This window comes from Natronoflexus pectinivorans (assembly GCF_004345615.1).
In the GTDB taxonomy this organism is placed as follows: Bacteria; Bacteroidota; Bacteroidia; order Bacteroidales; family Marinilabiliaceae; genus Natronoflexus; species Natronoflexus pectinivorans.
The window spans coordinates 112,399-130,037 of sequence record NZ_SLWK01000003.1 but is presented as its reverse complement, the minus strand read 5'-3'; the positions used below and the strand labels follow the sequence as shown (position 1 = coordinate 130,037).

Below are 17,639 nucleotides of genomic sequence, written 5' to 3'. Positions count from 1 at the left end.
ATTATGAAGTCAAAATCATTACCAAATCTTAAATTTCTATTAATCGCAGCTGCACTGTTTCTATTCTTAACAGCAGATTTATTTGCCCAAGGTTCAGTTTCCCGTTCGGGCAGCACCTGGACTGCACGTGTCAATGGGAACACGGTATACACCGGAACCCGAATGTTTGATGCAATTAATGCCGCCTGTAATAACATGGGAGCAGGAACGATTAATATTTGGAATTCAGGCTCTTCAGGTCCATCAGGAGGCAATATTTATGCCATACGGCCAGGAGCTAATCAAACATTAGATTTTCATGGTCATTCAATACATTGTGATGGAGGTGATTTAATCGTTGCCATTCATGCAGACAGACGTAACAATATCACGATACGAAACCTCCATGTTACAGGAGCACCACGCTATGGAATGTGGTTCAGGGGATGTTCAGGTGTTACTTTACATAATATCACCATGGATTTGTCACACCCAGGAGCAGTAGGATTGGGCATAAGGGTTGATAATTCCACCGGAGCAGCTTCAAACCTCACCATAAGTGGTAATATTAACATCAATGGATCTCTAGGCCATGCCATTGAAACATATGGAGTTGATGGAATTTCGATCGGGAACGTAACAGTTACCAATACTGCAGTTGGTTGTGGAGTTATTCTGAATAATTCGAGAAACGCAACCATTGGAACCATTAATGGATTCCGCAATAATCGTGGAGGTGGTTATGCAACATTCAGGGTTGCAAATAACAATGGACCAAACATTCGCGTTCAAAAGGTAATCTCCAGAGAGTCTGGACGTGGATTCTTTAGCGTATCAGGAAGTTACGATTGCATTGTTAATGATGTGGATATTGCAAACAACACCAGTCATGGAATCTTTTTAGAAGATGCCACTGATACACATGTATTAAGCGGTACTGTGGTTAATTGTAACCCAAATACACAGATGGTAAGAACCACCAGATGTTCCATAAATCTTGGATCCGGTTCTGGTGACAATAATGCCAGAATAAACGGCCGTTATGCAGTGGTTGCAGTTCATAGCGGAAAAGCCCTTGATGTATATAATTGGGGAACATCTGATGGAACCAATATTGTTCAATGGGACTATTGGGGAGGAGGTGCACAGCAATTTAATATTTCAAGTGTTGATGGTGATTGGCACCGTATATCACCTGTAATTGCAACTTCAAAAGCACTAGATGTAGATGGTATATCTACTGCCAATGGTGCAAATATTCACATTTGGAATTATTGGGGAGGAAACGGACAGCAATTCAGGTTTCAGAATGCAGGTTCAGGAAGATATCGCATTATTGCCCGACATAGTAATAAATGTTTAGATGTATATGGAGCTTCATCTGCAAACGGAGCCAATATAATTCAGTGGGAATGTATATCAGGTGCAACCAATCAAATGTTTGAATTAGTCAGATTAGGTAGTCTGTCTAGTTCTCCTGATGAGACTAAGAATGAAATGAATGATGATTACAGAAACGTTATGGTTGGCTTAGAAGATTTAGAGAAAGTAAATGAAGAAATTCGAGTCTTCCCAAATCCGACAGGTGGTTCATTTAAAATAAATTTAGCTGCCTTTTATCTAGAAGGCATTGCAAATATTACTATTCTCGACATTCAGGGACGAAAAGTATATTCAGAAAGTGTTAGCAATAAAGAGGTTGAGATTAATGAGCAACTAAATCCGGGACTTTATTTTATCTATATTGAAAATGGCAATAATTCAACCATTGAAAAGATAATTGTAAAATAGATTTTATATAACTAGTAATTGAGATGGTATAGCCTGTGAGATTTTTATCTCACAGGTTTTTTTGTAATGAGATACTTGTTTTCGAACTCTCATAATATTTCTTCTTTTTAGATACCTCCAATTTATTATCTTTGGAATCGAAAAAAGGATAGAATTTGATTTTGATGGAGCAACTGATTGTAGTATTTACCGAAAAAAGAAACATTGGTCTGACGGCCATTCCATATATTGCAACACTTAATAATAATGAACCGATTACGCTGCATGAACATGCAACTATGTTGCATGTGGAAGAGAGCAGTGATAAGTTTTCATCACAGGAAAAGGAGATCATTAGCCTGTTGAGCAAAATCAGTGACCAGGCCTTACGAAAAAAGTTCAGTCCTCAACAAAATCTCAAGGATTTCATTGATCATCTTCCTCAACACCGGTTTTACAATACTTTGATTAAAGATCACATTGACAAGATACTGTATCAGGCCATCGTATTGCTATCCAAAGGAACTACCAAAGCTTACTATAAAAATGAAGGTTACAGTCACTTGTACACATCTGACATTCTGAATATTCCCCAATGTGCAGCTCAGCCTGTTTTTACATTCGATCTGACCAATGAAGGGTTAATTTATACACTAAAAGTAAAGCAATGCGACAATGATGAAAACATCAAAGAGTTTTCATTATTAAATCGTGAAGTGGAGTTTATTTGTCATCAAAGCGCAGCAATAAAAATACAAAACGATATTTGGTATTTTGATGGCATCGACAGCAATAAGTTTAAGCCCTTTATCACCAAAAGCACCATTACAGTTCCCCTTCGTCAGATAGAGCCATATATGGAGGGTTTTGTCAGGAATATGGTTCGAAATTTTGATGTCACCGCGAAAGGTTTTGAAATTAATACCACGAAAGAAGAACCGGTTCCTCACCTTACCATTGAAAAGGATCTCAAACATTTTCCGGTTATAGCTCTTCATTTTAGGTATTCAAGCAGAGCTTTTCTGGCTGATCGGCGATCGGGCATTTTCGTAGACCTAAAAAACGAAGATGGACGATTTACCTTTACCAAGTTGGAGAGAGATTTTGATTATGAGCAGAGATATGTTAACGAATTGACAAAGCTGGGACTTTTAAAATCAGGTGAAGCACTGTTTAAACCTGCTGATGCTCATTGCAATGATGATTCAACTGAGGTTTTGTCATTGATTACGAATTGGTTTATAAAAAACAAAAAGAAGCTGGATGAGCTGAACTTCTCTTTCGATAGCGATTACGAAGGCAGAGAGATTTTTGTGGGAAAAGTTTCGTTGACAATTGATACCAATGAGGAGAATGATTGGTTCGAAATTAAAGCCCGTGTGCAGATTGGAGAATATCTTGTATCATTCTATAAATTCAGGAAAAACCTTTTGGAAAACAACCCGGAATACATATTGCCCAATGGGCAATTGTTTATGATACCCGTGGAGTGGTTTACCCGTTTCAGTGAACTCTTTAATTATGCCAAATCTGACAAGGAAGTTATTCGTTTGCCCCGTGCACATTTTCAGATACTGGAGCAGGTAAAACATGGTGTTTCTAACCTCGAAAATGCGCCGCAACAGCCATTGGTGATTGGCGAAACCGAGCTGCCAAAAGGAATTGAAGCCAAATTGCGTCCATACCAGATTGAGGGATATGCTTGGCTTAATTTTTTGCGTGAGAATGGTTTTGGAGGAATTCTGGCTGATGACATGGGATTGGGAAAGACTTTACAGACCATCACCATGATTCAAAAGGTTTACCAGAATGAGAAACGCAACCCTGATGAAGCCGAACATGAAGAGATCAATAAACAACTAGATGATTCTTCCAGCCAGAAAGCACCGCAACAATTATCCATGTTTGATCCGCCCCCCAATCCTGTGTTTAATAGAAGTGGGTTATCTGCATCATTAATTGTTATGCCCACTTCGCTGGTTCATAATTGGCAAAATGAGTTGAATAAATTTGCCCCTTCCCTTAAAATATACAACTATACCGGAACAAACCGCCTCAGAAGTAAAGAAATTGGGAAGATATTCAGACACTACCACGTGGTTTTAACCAGCTACGGGGTATTGCGAAATGATGTTGAGATGCTTAAGTTGTATCGCTTTCATTATTTTATACTGGATGAGAGTCAATATGTTAAAAACCCCACATCCAAAGTTTATGAAGCTGTAAAAGAGATCGAAGCCTCACATCGGTTAACCCTTACCGGAACCCCTATTGAAAATTCGCTGGTTGATTTATGGGCACAAATGAATCTGGTAAATAAAGGGTTATTGGGTTCATTGGCTTTTTTTAAACGCCACTTTATTCAGCCCATTACCAAACAAAACAATGAGGAAAAGGAGATGAAATTACAACGACTGATTCAACCGTTTTTATTAAGGCGCACCAAAGAGAAGGTGGCAAAGGATTTACCGCCGGTGATGGAGCAGGTGTTATACTGCGACATGACTCCCGAGCAGGAGCAATTTTATGAAAAGGAGAAATCGGGGATTCGAAACAGCATTTACAAGGTATTTGAACAGAAGACCCCTGAACAAAGTGCCATTATGGCACTTCAGGCATTAACCCGGTTGAGACAAATTGCCAACCACCCTGTCATGGTTGATGATAGTTACCAAGGTTCTTCGGGTAAATTTGAGCAGATCATTGATAATTTGGAGAGCATTGTGGCCGAAGGCCACAATGTGTTGGTTTTTTCTTCATTTGTAAAAGATTTGGAGCTTTTGGAAAAAGAATTGTTTAACAGGAAGTTAAGGTATGCAAAACTAACCGGCGCAACCCGTGAAAGAGAAAAGGTGATCGACGAGTTCAACACAAAAGCTTCTATCTTCTTAATATCATTAAAAGCCGGTGGTGTGGGGCTGAATCTGACTAAAGCTGATTATGTTTTTATGCTGAATCCATGGTGGAATCCGGCTGCAGAAGCTCAGGCCATTAATCGTGCTCATCGAATTGGACAAACACGAAACGTGTTTGTCTACAGGTTTCTCTCATCCGGAACCATTGAGGAAAAAATCGCCAGATTGCAGGAAAAGAAAATGCAGTTGGCCGATATGTTCGTGAATAACAACAATCCATTGACAGACCTCTCAAAAGAGGAAATCATGGAATTATTCAGTTGAGAGGCCAATTTGTTTTTTTATTTGGCTTAATATTTGATTGCAAGGAAGGATAAGATTTTACACTGAAATAATTTAAATAATCAGAATATGAGACAAATTATGATTTCAGCCCTTTGCCTTTTAATGGCCTTCCCTATTGTAGCTCAGGAAGATGAACCTGCTGTTGGTGAAGTCATTGTAGAAACTCGCCAACTTGCACCTTTCGAAACCCTGCGAGTGGCAAGGGGAATTAACGTAACCCTTGTGGAGGGAGAAAAACCAAAAGCTGAAGTTCATATTATGAATGCCGATCCGGAAGATGTTCTCATTGAGCAATCCAACAAGGATCTGACCATTCGTATGCGTACCCGCATATATCGGAACATGGCAGTAAATGTATATCTCTATTACCAGAATATAAAAGAAATTAGTGCAGGAACCGGCGGCAGTGTCTATTCCGACGATGTTATTGAGGCAAAACGGTTGGTTTTAGATGCCGGAACCGATGCCTCCATCCAATTCGAGATTGAAGTAGACCACTTGGAAGTCAGTGCATCTGCCGGACGAGTGGAAGTGATGGGTACAGCCAATACAATTGATGTTAATTTAAGCACCGGTGGACGTTTTAACGGAGCAAACCTGGAAACCAAAAAGGCCAAGGTGCGCGCGAATACTGGTGCCGGAGCAGAAGTTTGGGTAACTGAAGAGTTGGAAGCAAGAGCAGCTTCAGGAGCCAGAATTGAATACACCGGAGATCCGCAAAAAATAGAAGTTCGAACCAGTTTAGGTGGAAGAGTGCAGGAAATGGAGTAATTAGAATAATATTCTGTATATCCATGCGCGGAAATTTTAAGAAATTTCCGCGCATTTGTTTTGTTGCCTGTTTATAGGAAAACCACAACATCGTTCTAATGCTTCTTTATATGACAAAGGTTTGATCCCTAATTTCTTTTCGATGGGATTGTTTTCGGCTACAACTTTTACTTTCATGCTCCTAATCAGGTTAAGTGACAGAGAATAATCAGATGATGTAAAAACTGAAACAAAAAAAGCAGCAACCGGCATGGGGATTGATGGCATGGTAATTATATACCTTTTATATCCTCTGAATTCAGCATATTGCTCCAGCATCTTTTTGTAGGTAATAACATTTTCACCTCCCATGTCATAGGATTTATTAAAAGTCTCCTCCATTAATAAAACACCGGTAAGATACTCTATGACATTGATAAGCGATACCGGCTGACTTTGAGTATCTAACCACTTGGGGCCAATGATTACCGGAAGTTTCTCCATTAGGCTTCGGATGATTTCAAACGAAGCACTTCCACAACCGACTATTATTCCGGCCTTAAGAGTAGTAACGGGAACAGCGCTGCTTCTGAGTATGGTTTCAACATTTTTTCTTGATGACAGGTGTTGAGAAAGATTGTCTTCATTTGTAATGCCTCCAAGATAAATGATCTGTTTGATTGATGTTCTATTAACTACGCTCAAAAAATGATATGCAGCCTTCTCCTCCATCTCCACAAAACCCTTTGAAAAACCGGTCATGGAGTGCATCAAATAATAAGCAACATCAATGTCGATGATTGAATCAGGCGGAGTCTGACCTTTCAAAAAATCAAATTCAATAACTGAAACATTTTTATGGGAATAGATATCTGATGAGGGTAGCTTCGAAGCATTACGCACACAGCAAATTACCTGGTGTCCTTCTTTAATCAAAGCAGGCAGTAGCTTTTTGCCAATGTAGCCATTGGCGCCGGTGAGTAAAATTTTCATATACTCTAATCTGTTTTAGGTAATATGAAACGAGCCTCCGTAAATCATCTCTCAATTTGCGAAAACAGTTTTGTGGTTCGATTCATAAACCAGGTTCTAAGTAGATGTACTGTAAATATGCAAAAAATCTGCCATTTTTGAAAGATTAAATGACTTAAAGCATTCACAATCAAAAACAAATTTGATAACTATGATTCTCGGCATAGTAATGATAGAGATGCTACAATGCAACCAAAATCTGACTAAGGATTATAATAAGTACCAGGGAAATTGGATATACAGTTGTGTAAGCTTCTTGTGGGGCGCTGGTTTTACTCACCGATTCAACAGCACTGAGTGCAGGTGAACTGGTCATGCTACCCGAAAGAACACCCAGTACACTCAGGTAATTAATCTTCAGAATCCTGCGACCAAAAAATACAGCAGAAATCATTGGGACTAGAGAGATCAAAGCGCCCATCCATATCATACTGATTCCATACTCGGCTATGGTGGTTCCAAGAGTTTTACCCGCTTCCGTGCCAATATAGGCCATGAAGAAAAGCAATCCCAGTTTTCGCAAAAACTGATTGGTGGTGTGACTGATGCTCCAAACAACGGGTCCGGTTTTCCCAATTTTACTCAACAGCAGAGCAACAATCAGCACTCCGCCAGTTAATCCCAGGCTGAACTCCACGTCCGGACGAATGGGAAATCGAACCTGTCCGAGAAATACGCCCAATAACACACCAACGGCAATGGGGAGAAAATCCAGATGATCCAACTCTGCCCGGCTGTCACCCAACATTCTGCTCAATTCAGGAATGTTCTCAACCGGAACACTGATGGTAACTTTATCACCCAGGCGCAAATAGGTTCCTGCATCCGGAATTAAGTCAATACCGGCTCTTCTGATGGCTGTTACAGTGGCGTTTAATTTTTGCAGAAAAAGTGAATCTGCAATGGTTTTTCCAACGTTTCTGCGATTAGATATCAAAAATCTGCGAACAATGTATTTCTGACTTTCGGGAATTTCAATGTTTGTCACCGGTCCAATGAAATACGAAAGGGTGTTAAGATCTTTGGAAGTGCCGGAGGCTCTAATGATGTCGTTTCTTTCGAGTGTCGTATTTCCGGTTGGAGTAATGGGGGTATTTTCCCTTAATATCTTAAAAATATTGGTATGTGTAACACCCCTGATATTGAGTTCAGACAAGGTTTTGCCAATTACATTGGGGTTCTCAACTGAAAAGTTTCGTTGCTCCGGCTCAGGATGATGCTTTAAAACATCTTCACGATGTTTTAATTCTTCCTTTTGAATATCGATTCTTAAAAAAGATGCCGACAACCTGACAAAGAGAATGATGCTGATGATTCCAAAAGGATAAGCCAATCCAAACCCGATTGCAATCAAATGGGGATCCCCTATTTCGGCTGCAGCAGCAAGTCCTGAAGCACTGGTAATGGCTCCTGTAAAAATTCCGGTTGCCATGGCACTGTCCACATCAAAAAAATAGATGATGGCAATGGTGGTTATTAGAGCCGACGCAATAATGATACCCGAGAGTTTCAATAATTTTATTCCAGTGGTTCTGAAAGCTCCGAAAAAACCAGGTCCGGCTTGAATACCCACGCTAAACATGAAGAAGATCAACCCTACCTGCTGAAAAATTGGTGGAAGACTCACACCATAGTGGCCAAAAGCCATGGCTACAAAAATTATGGCCGACGCATCCAGTGAGAGTCCTTTAATGCGCACGCTCCCGAGGATGATTCCTAATGCAATAATGGTAAAAAAAGCAACGTAGTCTGTGGTAAATATCTCCATAGATGTTAAATCAGTTATGGCCTTACACAAATATAGAAAAATACAGGATAAGTTGTGAGACAATTTCTTATTACTCTTAACAAATATGGTTAAGTATGAATATCTAATTCTCATCAAAGTTGAAAAACTCTTTTTGTGGTTTAATATAACATAACATCAGCCTTGAGAGCGGTTTAAGTATATTAAACGAGATGCTAATATTTAATTCAAATTTATTTCAATGTTTGCAACAGCTAATATATCTGATATATGCAAATTATTGTAGAGCCACAACTAGATTTGAAAGTTGCACAGAATAATTCAAAAAATTAAACATAATCAAGTATATCTGATTGTTTAAATCAAATATCTAATATTGAAAAACAATATCATTTATTGTGTTGTATTTTTAAATTTTGAAAATCTATGTTAAATCTTAGTATGTAGAATATTTGCCACATGAACAGTGAAAATAAACTAATGTACAGATGTATATGTAGTTCAAGAAATTTTTGCAAATAGGAATTTGTTAGCATGCCACTACATAATACAACACAAATTAACTTCAACCCCTACGCTCCTTTGCCCGCCCCACAATTGATAATTCTACTACTAAACATATTAACAGGTATATTATTACAGAAGTATATATAACGCAAAACTTAATTTGAGACTAGAGGAAGAGTGGTTGGATGATTTTATTTGATAGAAGTTGGTTTCTCTAACAATTATAAGATAGATAAATATGTATGCATTTATATCATTTCTAATTGTTTAACAACTTAAAAATCCAATTATGAAAAGAACATTATTTTATGCAGCAGCATTTCTTTTTTTGCTGTCTGGTTGTTCAGAGGATATCATTGATGTAGAACTGATTGCAGATGAGGAAATAAATGATGCTTATCTAAAATCATATGAATCGGGAACTCATGATGGTTATTTTTGGGCCTTGTGGACTGATGATAGACCAGGATGGGTAAATTATCAAAACGGACCTGGCGGAAATTACTCTGTATCATGGGATTATTCAGGTAATTTTACTGCAGGAAAAGGTTGGAATTCCGGAACGGTAAATAGAATAGTCGGTTATAACATAGGTGTGCATAACCACAGTGGTGGAGGCGTTTTCGGCTATTATGGCTGGACTAGAAATCCATTAATCGAATATTATGTAAATGAGAGATGGGGTAATGCAAGACCAACGGGTGAGCACAGAGGTACTGTAACCAGTGATGGAGCTACCTATGATATTTATACAGCAATGCGAGTTAATGCACCTTCGATTGATGGAACTCAGACTTTTCGTCAAGTTTGGAGTACCCGAAGAACTCAGGCACCAACAGGTCAGAATCGTACCATTACATTTGCCAATCACGTAAATGCTTGGGCTAGTGTTGGTTTAGGACTTGGGAGTGATTGGACTCCAGCTGCCATTTTATTAACTGAAGCTTATGGAGGAAATAGCCAGGGCTCTGTGAATGCTACTGTTTGGCTTGCCGGACAAAGTGGTGGCAGCGGAGGTGGTGGAGCTACCTTCTATAGAATACAAAACAGAGCTACAGGATTATTCCTGGATGGAATGGGGCGAATTTCTGATGGTTCCAATCTTGGACAATATGCTCACACCAATCATCAAAATGCCCATTGGGTTCGCGAAGCTTCTGGAGGATTTGAAAGATTCAGAAATCGAGGTACCGGTTTATATATTGACGGAATGGGAAGAACTTCGAATGGTGCTGATGCCGGTCAATGGGCAAATACCAATCATAACAATGCCCAATGGAGTCTGGAATCAGCTGGTGACGGCTACTTCCGTTTAAGAAACCGTGGTACAGGATTGTATCTTGACGGAATGGGAAGAACATCCAATGGTGCAGATGTTGGTCAATGGGTTAATACCAACCATCACAACGCTCATTGGAGATTTGTGCCTGTTCAATAAACAGATTAAATTAATATAGCTTCAATTAGAAAGAATTAAATGCATACATTTTGTAATCTGCCCGGCACTTAAGTGCCGGGCAGAGTTTTAAATGAGATTCTGTAAATCGAAAGAATATGCATGTTAGTATCATCTTAATTAAAACGTCTTCATACTAATTTTGCTGCAAGCTTCTGATTTTTTTATCGCCTTTATACGCATAATGAAAAATCAGCGGAAGAATCAACAAGGTAAAAACCATTGAAATCATCATTCCAATTACACTCATGATGGCAATTGGCTTTTGAATTTCCGAGCCCATACCGGTTGAAAGTGCTGCCGGCAACAATCCAAGTGCTCCCATTAAGGCGAGCATAACCACCGGACGTATTCTTGAATAAACCCCGTTATGAATGGCATCATGCAATGTCATTCGTTTCTGAAGATTGTTTTTTATTACTGAAATGAGAATGGAACCGTCTAATACCCCCACCCCAAAAAGAATGATGAAACCAACACCGGCTGAAATGCCAAAAACGGTTCCTGTAGAGAGTAAGGCCACCATTCCACCCATATATGCAAAGGGGATACAGGAGAGTGCAATGAGCGTATCGCGAATGTTGCCAAAATTCATAAACAGCAGGAAAAATATCAACAACAGTGCAATGGGAATGATTTCAGCAAGTCGGCGGGTGGCTCTTTCTTTGTTTTCAAACTCCCCGGCCCATTCTATGGTATAACCGCGAGGAAGATTTAACTCATCATCAACCAATGCCCTTGCTTTATTGATGGTTCCACCCAGATCGCGGTGACGTACCGAAAAGCCAACAGCGATGTAGCGGTTGTTGTTTTCACGGTAAATAAATGCAGGACCACTGATCACCTCTATGTCGGCGACCTCTTTCAATACCACATTTTTTCCATTGGAAGAGGGAATCAAAATATTTGCGATCCGCTCCTTCGAATCACGGTAAGAGGCTTTAAACCGCACCCGGATATCAAAAATTCTCTCCTCTTCATAAAACTGATTGGCAGTTTTACCTCCTATGGCCATTTCTATTACCGCCTGTGCATCTGACATGTGAATTCCATGCCGAGCCATTTTAACTTCATCCAGAAGAATACGCAATTCCGGTTGACCGATGTTTCTGAATATGCTGATGTCCTCAATACCCTCCACATGTGAAATGGTTTCTGCTACTTGTTCCGCCTTGTGTTCGAGACGGTAAAGATCGTCACCAAATATTTTAACCACCAGCGAACTCTTTACACCCGAAACATACTCCTCAACATTATCCATAATGGGTTGTGAAAAACCGAAATCTACACCGGGATAAACCGATAGCTTTTCCTGAATTTCCCTAAGCAAATCTGGTTGTGATATCTTCCGATTCCATTTTTTTCGGGGATGCAATTCAATATGGCATTCAATATTGAAGAAGCCCGTGGGATCTGTTCCGTCATTGGGACGCCCTGTTTGAGTTAAAACATATTTTACTTCATCAAAACTTCGGATGCGTTGTTTAATGTCTTTTGTGATTTCTACTGCTTCGTTTAATGCGATGCTGTTAGGAAGGGTTGCCCTGGCATATATGGCTCCTTCGTTCAGCTGCGGAAGAAATTCTGTTCCCAACATTCTGAAAATATAGATGGTAAACAGAAAGAAAAGGCCAACAGATGTTAGTGCAACTCTGCGGTATTTATAACAGAAGGAAAAGGCTTTGTAAGCCATTTCCCTGATAAAATCGGCAATCGGATTTTTAAAGTCCTTAACATTTTTGTTCAGCAGAAATTTTGCCATGGCAGGAATAAGCGTCAGGCTGAACAACAGGGAACCAAGAAGTGCGTACCCAACGGTGTATGCCAATGGTGCGAACATTTTTCCTTCCACTTGTTGGAAGGCGAAAATGGGAATCAATGCAACAATCAGAATCAATTTTGAAAAAAATACAGAACCTGCTATAACCGCTGTACTTCTTTTTATTAAACCGGTTTTCGATAACCGATTGAATTTTTCCATGCCCATTTGCCTGGCTCGTTTATCTAGTGCAACAAAGATACTCTCAACCAAAACAACAGCGCCATCCACCACAATTCCAAAATTGAGTGCCCCCATGGATATTAAATTAGCAGGCAGTCCCTGTAATCGCAGCATAATAATTGCAAAAAGAAACGAAACAGGAATAATGATCACAACCATCAAGGTTGTTCTCCATCCAAGCAAAAACATAAAAACAAAAGCCGAAACCAGCACCACGCCTCCAATGAGATTGGTTTTTACCGTACTAAGCGTATTTTCAATGAGTTCGGTACGATCCATAAAGGGTTTAATTGTTACATCGGACGGGAGAATACGTTCGTTCAAGTGACTGATTTTTTTCCGCAAACCTTCAATAACATCTGACGGGTTCTCTCCCCTGCGCATGATTACAATGCCTTGCACCAAATCATCATCATCATCAAGTCCAACCTGTCCCAATCGGGGCTTTGAAGAGACTTCAACCGTTGCCAGATGTTTGATCAGAATTGGCGTTCCGTTGATGTTGTCCACGATGATGTTTTCGATGTCCTCAATCCTGTCAAGAAGTCCTATGCCCCTTACCACGTATGCCTGTCCACTTTTTTCAATGATGTCACCACCCACGTTAACATTGCTTCGGCTTACCGCTTCATATACATCCAACGGAGAGAATTCGTACCGTGCTAAAAGTGAAGGCTCCACCTGAATTTCATATATTTTTTCCTCGCCTCCGAAAGTTACAACATCCGCAACTCCCGGAACCGATAACAGATGGCGTTCAATGAGCCAGTCCTGAATGGCAGTAAGTTCCCGTATGTGGCGATTTTCGCCACGAATGACGTAGCGAAAAATTTCCCCTGTTGCTCCCGAAGGAGGTTCCTGAAACACATCGGCTCCTGATGGCAGGTCTATCCCTCCTAAACGACTGCTCACATATTGCTGTGCTGTAAAATCGTCCACGTGATCTTCAAAAATCAGGGTTATGGCAGATAACCCGAACAGTGAAATGGAGCGCATTTCGCGGGTATATGGAATGGTATTCATCTCTTTCTCAATGGGAAGTGTTATGAATTTCTCCATTTCATCGGCACTTCGTCCGCTCCATTGTACAATGATTCGTGCACGGGTATTGGTTACATCGGGGTAGGCCTCTACAGGTGTGTTTTGATAGCTGATGACTCCAAAAAGAATCACCAAAAATGTCATAAAGAATATAAAAGCATGATTTTTAATGGAAAAGGCAATGATGTTATTGACAATTTTATGCATATGCTGATTTATTATTGATGACTAATCAAGCGTAACCGATGTTCTACTCCGAAACTTATTAATATTGGAGTTGATTATAGATAAGCAGTTGGTTTTTAGAGATAATTGTTTGTTCCGGTTCAAGGCCGGAACTCAGAAAGGTGAATTCATCATTTTGCGAATAAATCTTAACTTCCTGAATGTTGACATCGCACAAGTCGTTAGCAACAACCACGAAATATCGGTTTCGGTCGAACACCAAAGAATTTGAAGGTATCGCCACCAACTTTTTTCCCGGATTATGTTCCAGTGTGACAGCTGCAAACATTCCGGGCTTCAGCAATTTTTCTGAATTGGAGATGGTAGCTCTAGCATTCATCACTTTTTTTTCCGGGTCGAGTATTCTTGAACTGTAATCTATGAATCCTTTAAAAACAGTGTCGGGGTAAGCTATGGTACGAATGATAACAGCTTGTCCTTCCGAAATTTTTGCAATTTCTGACTCAAAAACATCGATCATAACCCACACATCGTTCAAATCTGAAATGGTGAAAAGAGGGTCTTCGCCCGATCCAATGTACATGCCGGAATTCATCGATTTCTGAACAATGTAGCCGGAACGGGGAGCTCTTATTTGTTGCAGCATATTTTCCCCTCCTCCACCAAGAACTTGTAAGGTCTCTTCTATTTGCTCAACATTAATTTTAGCATGATTAAACATCCGTTTGGCTTCCGACAAATCTCTTCCAGATGCAAGTCCGGACTCGTGCATTCGACGGGTCATTTCCAACTCACGTTCTGCCATATCTAACGAACCTTTTGCGTCGGACAATTCTTTTGCAAGAGCAGCTGTTTCAGCACTTCTCACCGTTGCAAGCAGTTCTCCTTTTTCAACAAAATCGCCAGGTTGGAAATGCACGGTGTTAACCTGTCCGCTAAGTGGCGATATAAAAGGAACAACCTTCTCTTTATTAAACTGTATCACGCCATTTAAAAGAATGGAGTTGGTTACAGGAAGCAGTTGAGATGACGTTAGTTCAATTTTATCAATAAACCCATCATCAATGCAGAAAACCGTCTCCTGTTGTTGCTCAACAACGGTTTTACAACCCAAAAAAGTGATAACACACAGTGCCAAGAAGTATCTCATTTTTAACATATATCTTGTTTTTATATTGACTTAAAACAGATCTGTTCCAACAGCAAAATTTAACTTCTCCCTCGCTTTATGAAGTTTTAGTTTTATTTCGTTGTGATTTACACGAGCTGATTTATATGAATCAAAAAAATCCATGAATTCCACCAGACCTACCTCCCGGTTTTTAAAGCCTTCCAGCATAACACGGTGCATTTGTTCAAACGTGGAAATGAAATCGGCATCCATTGCTTGATACAGCAGCAGTATTTCATTGTAATGTTTTAATGCCTCGGCAACTTCCTGCTGAAGCTCTTTTTTGTATTGATTTAGTTTATTTTGTTGCTGATCAATACCAATGGCAGCTGCTCTTGCTGCATGTTGGTTCCTGTTAAAGACCGGCAAATCGAAGCTGATTCCAAATCCTATGAAATCTTCAGATATACCGCCCCACCTGTCGTATATCCCACTGAAGGTAATATCAGGCACTCTCTGTGAACGCTCATAGCGATATTCAACCTCTCTGATTTGCAAAACCCGGTTTTGAGCGAGATAATCACGCCTGGAAATTAGTGCTTGAGCTGTCAATTCATCAACAGGCATATCGGGCAATATAGCGTAATTGTTAGTTATTAAAGGCTCAATGTTTTGGTGAAGAGGGAGATTCAATAACAATCGCAATCTGTTTTGGTGCTGAAACCACTCTGATTTTTCTGCAGTAAGTTCTGTTTGCAGTGAAAATAACAAAGCCTTGGTTCTGGTTAATTCTAATGCAGAAATATTTTCCCGTAAAAACTCCTGCTCCATGGCTTTAACCAATCGTCTTATGGCATCTATTTCATTTTCTAACAGTTCAATCAGGTTTTTACTGTAAACCAGGCTGTAAAACGCCATGCGAAGTTCCTTTTTCAGGTGGCGAAGCACATCATAAAACAGATCTTCCTCAACGGCTTCCTGAAGACGGTGCATTTCAACCAATCGACTTCTTTTTTTGGCTGTTCTTATCTCCTGCTCAATTTCGATTGAAAACTGTTGCGGTCGACCGGGCAAATCATCAAATAAGCGAGATGATGGAATTCTGTGCAGGTTAATTTCTTCGATTGAAATTTGCGGATTGTTCCACAAACGGGCTTGTGCCGTTTCTGCGGCAGCAATATCCATATTCATCCGGGTAGCAATCAATTGAAGGTTATTTTCCAAAAAAACTTTTTCGGCATCTTGTACCGAAAGTTTTATGGTGTCGCCGGCAAACAGAGTTGAAGCAGAACTATATAAACAAACCAGCAAAAAAACAGTATTTCTTTTATAAAAGCTTTGAATCATTTTAACTCTCTTTTTGATGTTTGCAAACTTATTAAAGAGAGATTAAAATGAAATTAGAAAATACATTTTACAGAGGTTCCTTCGTTGGGAATAGATTCTATTTGCAGTTTAGCACGATGAAGAATCATTATTTTTTCGACCAATGCCAATCCTATGCCATGCCCGTTATACGAACGGGCATTTTCTGCACGGTAAAAGGGGTGTGTGACCTTTTCTATGTCAGATTTTGCTATGCCAATCCCCCTGTCCCTAACCAGTATAACAGGTTGATCATTGTTGAATGACAAAATAAGTTCCACCGGCTGATTGTTGGAAAATTTGAACGCATTATCCAGCAGGTTGACAATGGCCATTTTTAGTAGCAGGAAACTCCCATTAATCTCTAATGCCTCAGGAAATTCAGGCATCTTTTCGAAAATCTGTTCTATTTTTCGATCGGGATAAGAGTCTAAATAGGCTTGTCGGGCAAAAATCAGAACTTCATCCAAACGCACACACTCAAATGTAATTTTATCCTTATCGAAAACCACCTGAGCAAGGTCAAGTAAGCCATCAGAGATATTTTTTAGTCTGTGCGACTCATTCAAAATAATTTGTATCGTATCTCTGTATTTTTCAGGCATTTCATTGTTAAGCAGGGCAACCTCCGATTCGCCTATGATGGTGGTTATCGGCGTTCTGAGCTCATGAGATGCGTTGGCAATAAAAGCAGAATGAATCTCAAAGGAGTCTGATAGTCTTTGAAGCATTTTATTGAAAGTTTGCGCCAGTTCAGACAGTTCATCTCTGCCATTTCCCTTTTCGAGTCGCAAATGCAGGTTAGATGCGGAAATATGATTTACGCGGTTAACCATTTTGGGCAGTGGCGCCAAAATGCGTCCTGCAAAATGGTGTCCGATAACTATTGAGAGTAAAACACTTGCTATAAGCAGTAATACAGACATCATACGCATATTGTATAACTGACTGCTGCCATGGCGATCTATGGCAGAGGCGATGATTAAAAAATCGCCCTGATTATCACGATAAAATATTCCAGCAAATTGCCGATTTCCAATGGAAAAATAATGTTCACGTTCGGTAAGAATGCTTTCGAGTTTATCATCAGAGAGGTAAAAGTCGCCTTCCTCTTTTACAAACGCCGGATCATGGTTCAGGTCATAAATCCTTACAATTTCCTCAGGCAACTCCTGAAGTTCCCATCTTCTTATGATATCGTATTCACCCGGTGGCAGTTCATCTTTTTCCAACCATATCCAAGCATGAACGTATGCTCTATCCAGTAGTTGGTTGTAAAAATCCTTTCTGGTGTATCGGGTTGAGAACGTATTAATAAGAAACACCAGCAACAGCAACATCACTGTCACTATGGCTGTAAATACCACGGTTATTTTAGTTCGAATTTTCATGTGTCTATAATTTGTATTTTAAGGTCACATGGAACTCGCCAATCCAGTCATTCTTACTTCGACTGGGCTCAGTACTTCGCCTGTGTGAGAAAAGCTTTGACT

The 17,639-nt window shown here is 39.8% G+C and carries 10 protein-coding genes; 4 read left to right on the top strand and 6 right to left on the bottom strand.

What is annotated here, in order from left to right:
* Positions 1 to 3: 3 nt before the first annotated feature.
* From EV194_RS05830 to EV194_RS05820, 3 genes are all read left to right on the top strand, one after another.
* Positions 4 to 1,770, top strand: a complete 1,767-nt coding sequence (locus tag EV194_RS05830; protein WP_165921812.1) for an RICIN domain-containing protein — start codon at positions 4 to 6, stop codon at positions 1,768 to 1,770.
* Between the two features lie 164 nt (positions 1,771 to 1,934).
* Entirely contained in the window at positions 1,935 to 4,928 is a 2,994-nt protein-coding gene (locus EV194_RS05825) for a DEAD/DEAH box helicase (protein ID WP_132433053.1), read from the top strand.
* A gap of 87 nt (positions 4,929 to 5,015) precedes the next feature.
* Positions 5,016 to 5,720, top strand: a complete 705-nt coding sequence (locus EV194_RS05820; RefSeq protein WP_132433051.1) for a head GIN domain-containing protein — start codon at positions 5,016 to 5,018, stop codon at positions 5,718 to 5,720.
* Between the two features lie 36 nt (positions 5,721 to 5,756).
* Here the strand turns inward: EV194_RS05820 and EV194_RS05815 are convergent, their stop codons facing one another.
* Together EV194_RS05815 and EV194_RS05810 are read right to left on the bottom strand one after the other, a co-directional pair.
* Complete coding sequence (locus tag EV194_RS05815; protein WP_132433049.1) at positions 5,757 to 6,692, bottom strand: NAD(P)H-binding protein; 936 nt, start codon at positions 6,690 to 6,692, stop codon at positions 5,757 to 5,759.
* 220 nt (positions 6,693 to 6,912) lie between these two features.
* Positions 6,913 to 8,499: an aspartate:alanine exchanger family transporter gene (locus EV194_RS05810; protein WP_165921811.1), complete on the bottom strand. Its 1,587-nt coding sequence runs from the start codon at positions 8,497 to 8,499 to the stop codon at positions 6,913 to 6,915.
* Between the two features lie 775 nt (positions 8,500 to 9,274).
* Here EV194_RS05810 and EV194_RS05805 point away from each other — a divergent pair.
* Positions 9,275 to 10,423, top strand: coding sequence for a glycoside hydrolase family 11 protein (locus EV194_RS05805; protein WP_132433045.1), 1,149 nt, complete (start codon positions 9,275 to 9,277; stop codon positions 10,421 to 10,423).
* A 154-nt stretch (positions 10,424 to 10,577) separates the two neighbouring features.
* Here EV194_RS05805 and EV194_RS05800 read toward each other — a convergent pair whose 3' ends face one another.
* From EV194_RS05800 to EV194_RS05785, 4 genes are read right to left on the bottom strand one after another with little or no spacing between them, the layout of a single operon-like run.
* The gene (locus tag EV194_RS05800; RefSeq protein ID WP_132433043.1) at positions 10,578 to 13,691 is read right to left on the bottom strand and encodes an efflux RND transporter permease subunit; all 3,114 of its coding nucleotides are present in this window, start codon (positions 13,689 to 13,691) and stop codon (positions 10,578 to 10,580) included.
* Between the two features lie 58 nt (positions 13,692 to 13,749).
* The gene (locus EV194_RS05795; RefSeq protein WP_132433041.1) at positions 13,750 to 14,829 is read right to left on the bottom strand and encodes an efflux RND transporter periplasmic adaptor subunit; all 1,080 of its coding nucleotides are present in this window, start codon (positions 14,827 to 14,829) and stop codon (positions 13,750 to 13,752) included.
* Positions 14,830 to 14,850: 21 nt separating this feature from the next.
* Positions 14,851 to 16,128 (bottom strand): TolC family protein, encoded by a 1,278-nt coding sequence (locus tag EV194_RS05790; protein WP_132433039.1) that lies wholly within the window; start codon positions 16,126 to 16,128, stop codon positions 14,851 to 14,853.
* A gap of 53 nt (positions 16,129 to 16,181) precedes the next feature.
* On the bottom strand, positions 16,182 to 17,537 hold the full coding sequence (locus EV194_RS05785; RefSeq protein ID WP_132433037.1) for a sensor histidine kinase: 1,356 nt from the start codon (positions 17,535 to 17,537) through the stop codon (positions 16,182 to 16,184).
* Positions 17,538 to 17,639: the final 102 nt, after the last annotated feature.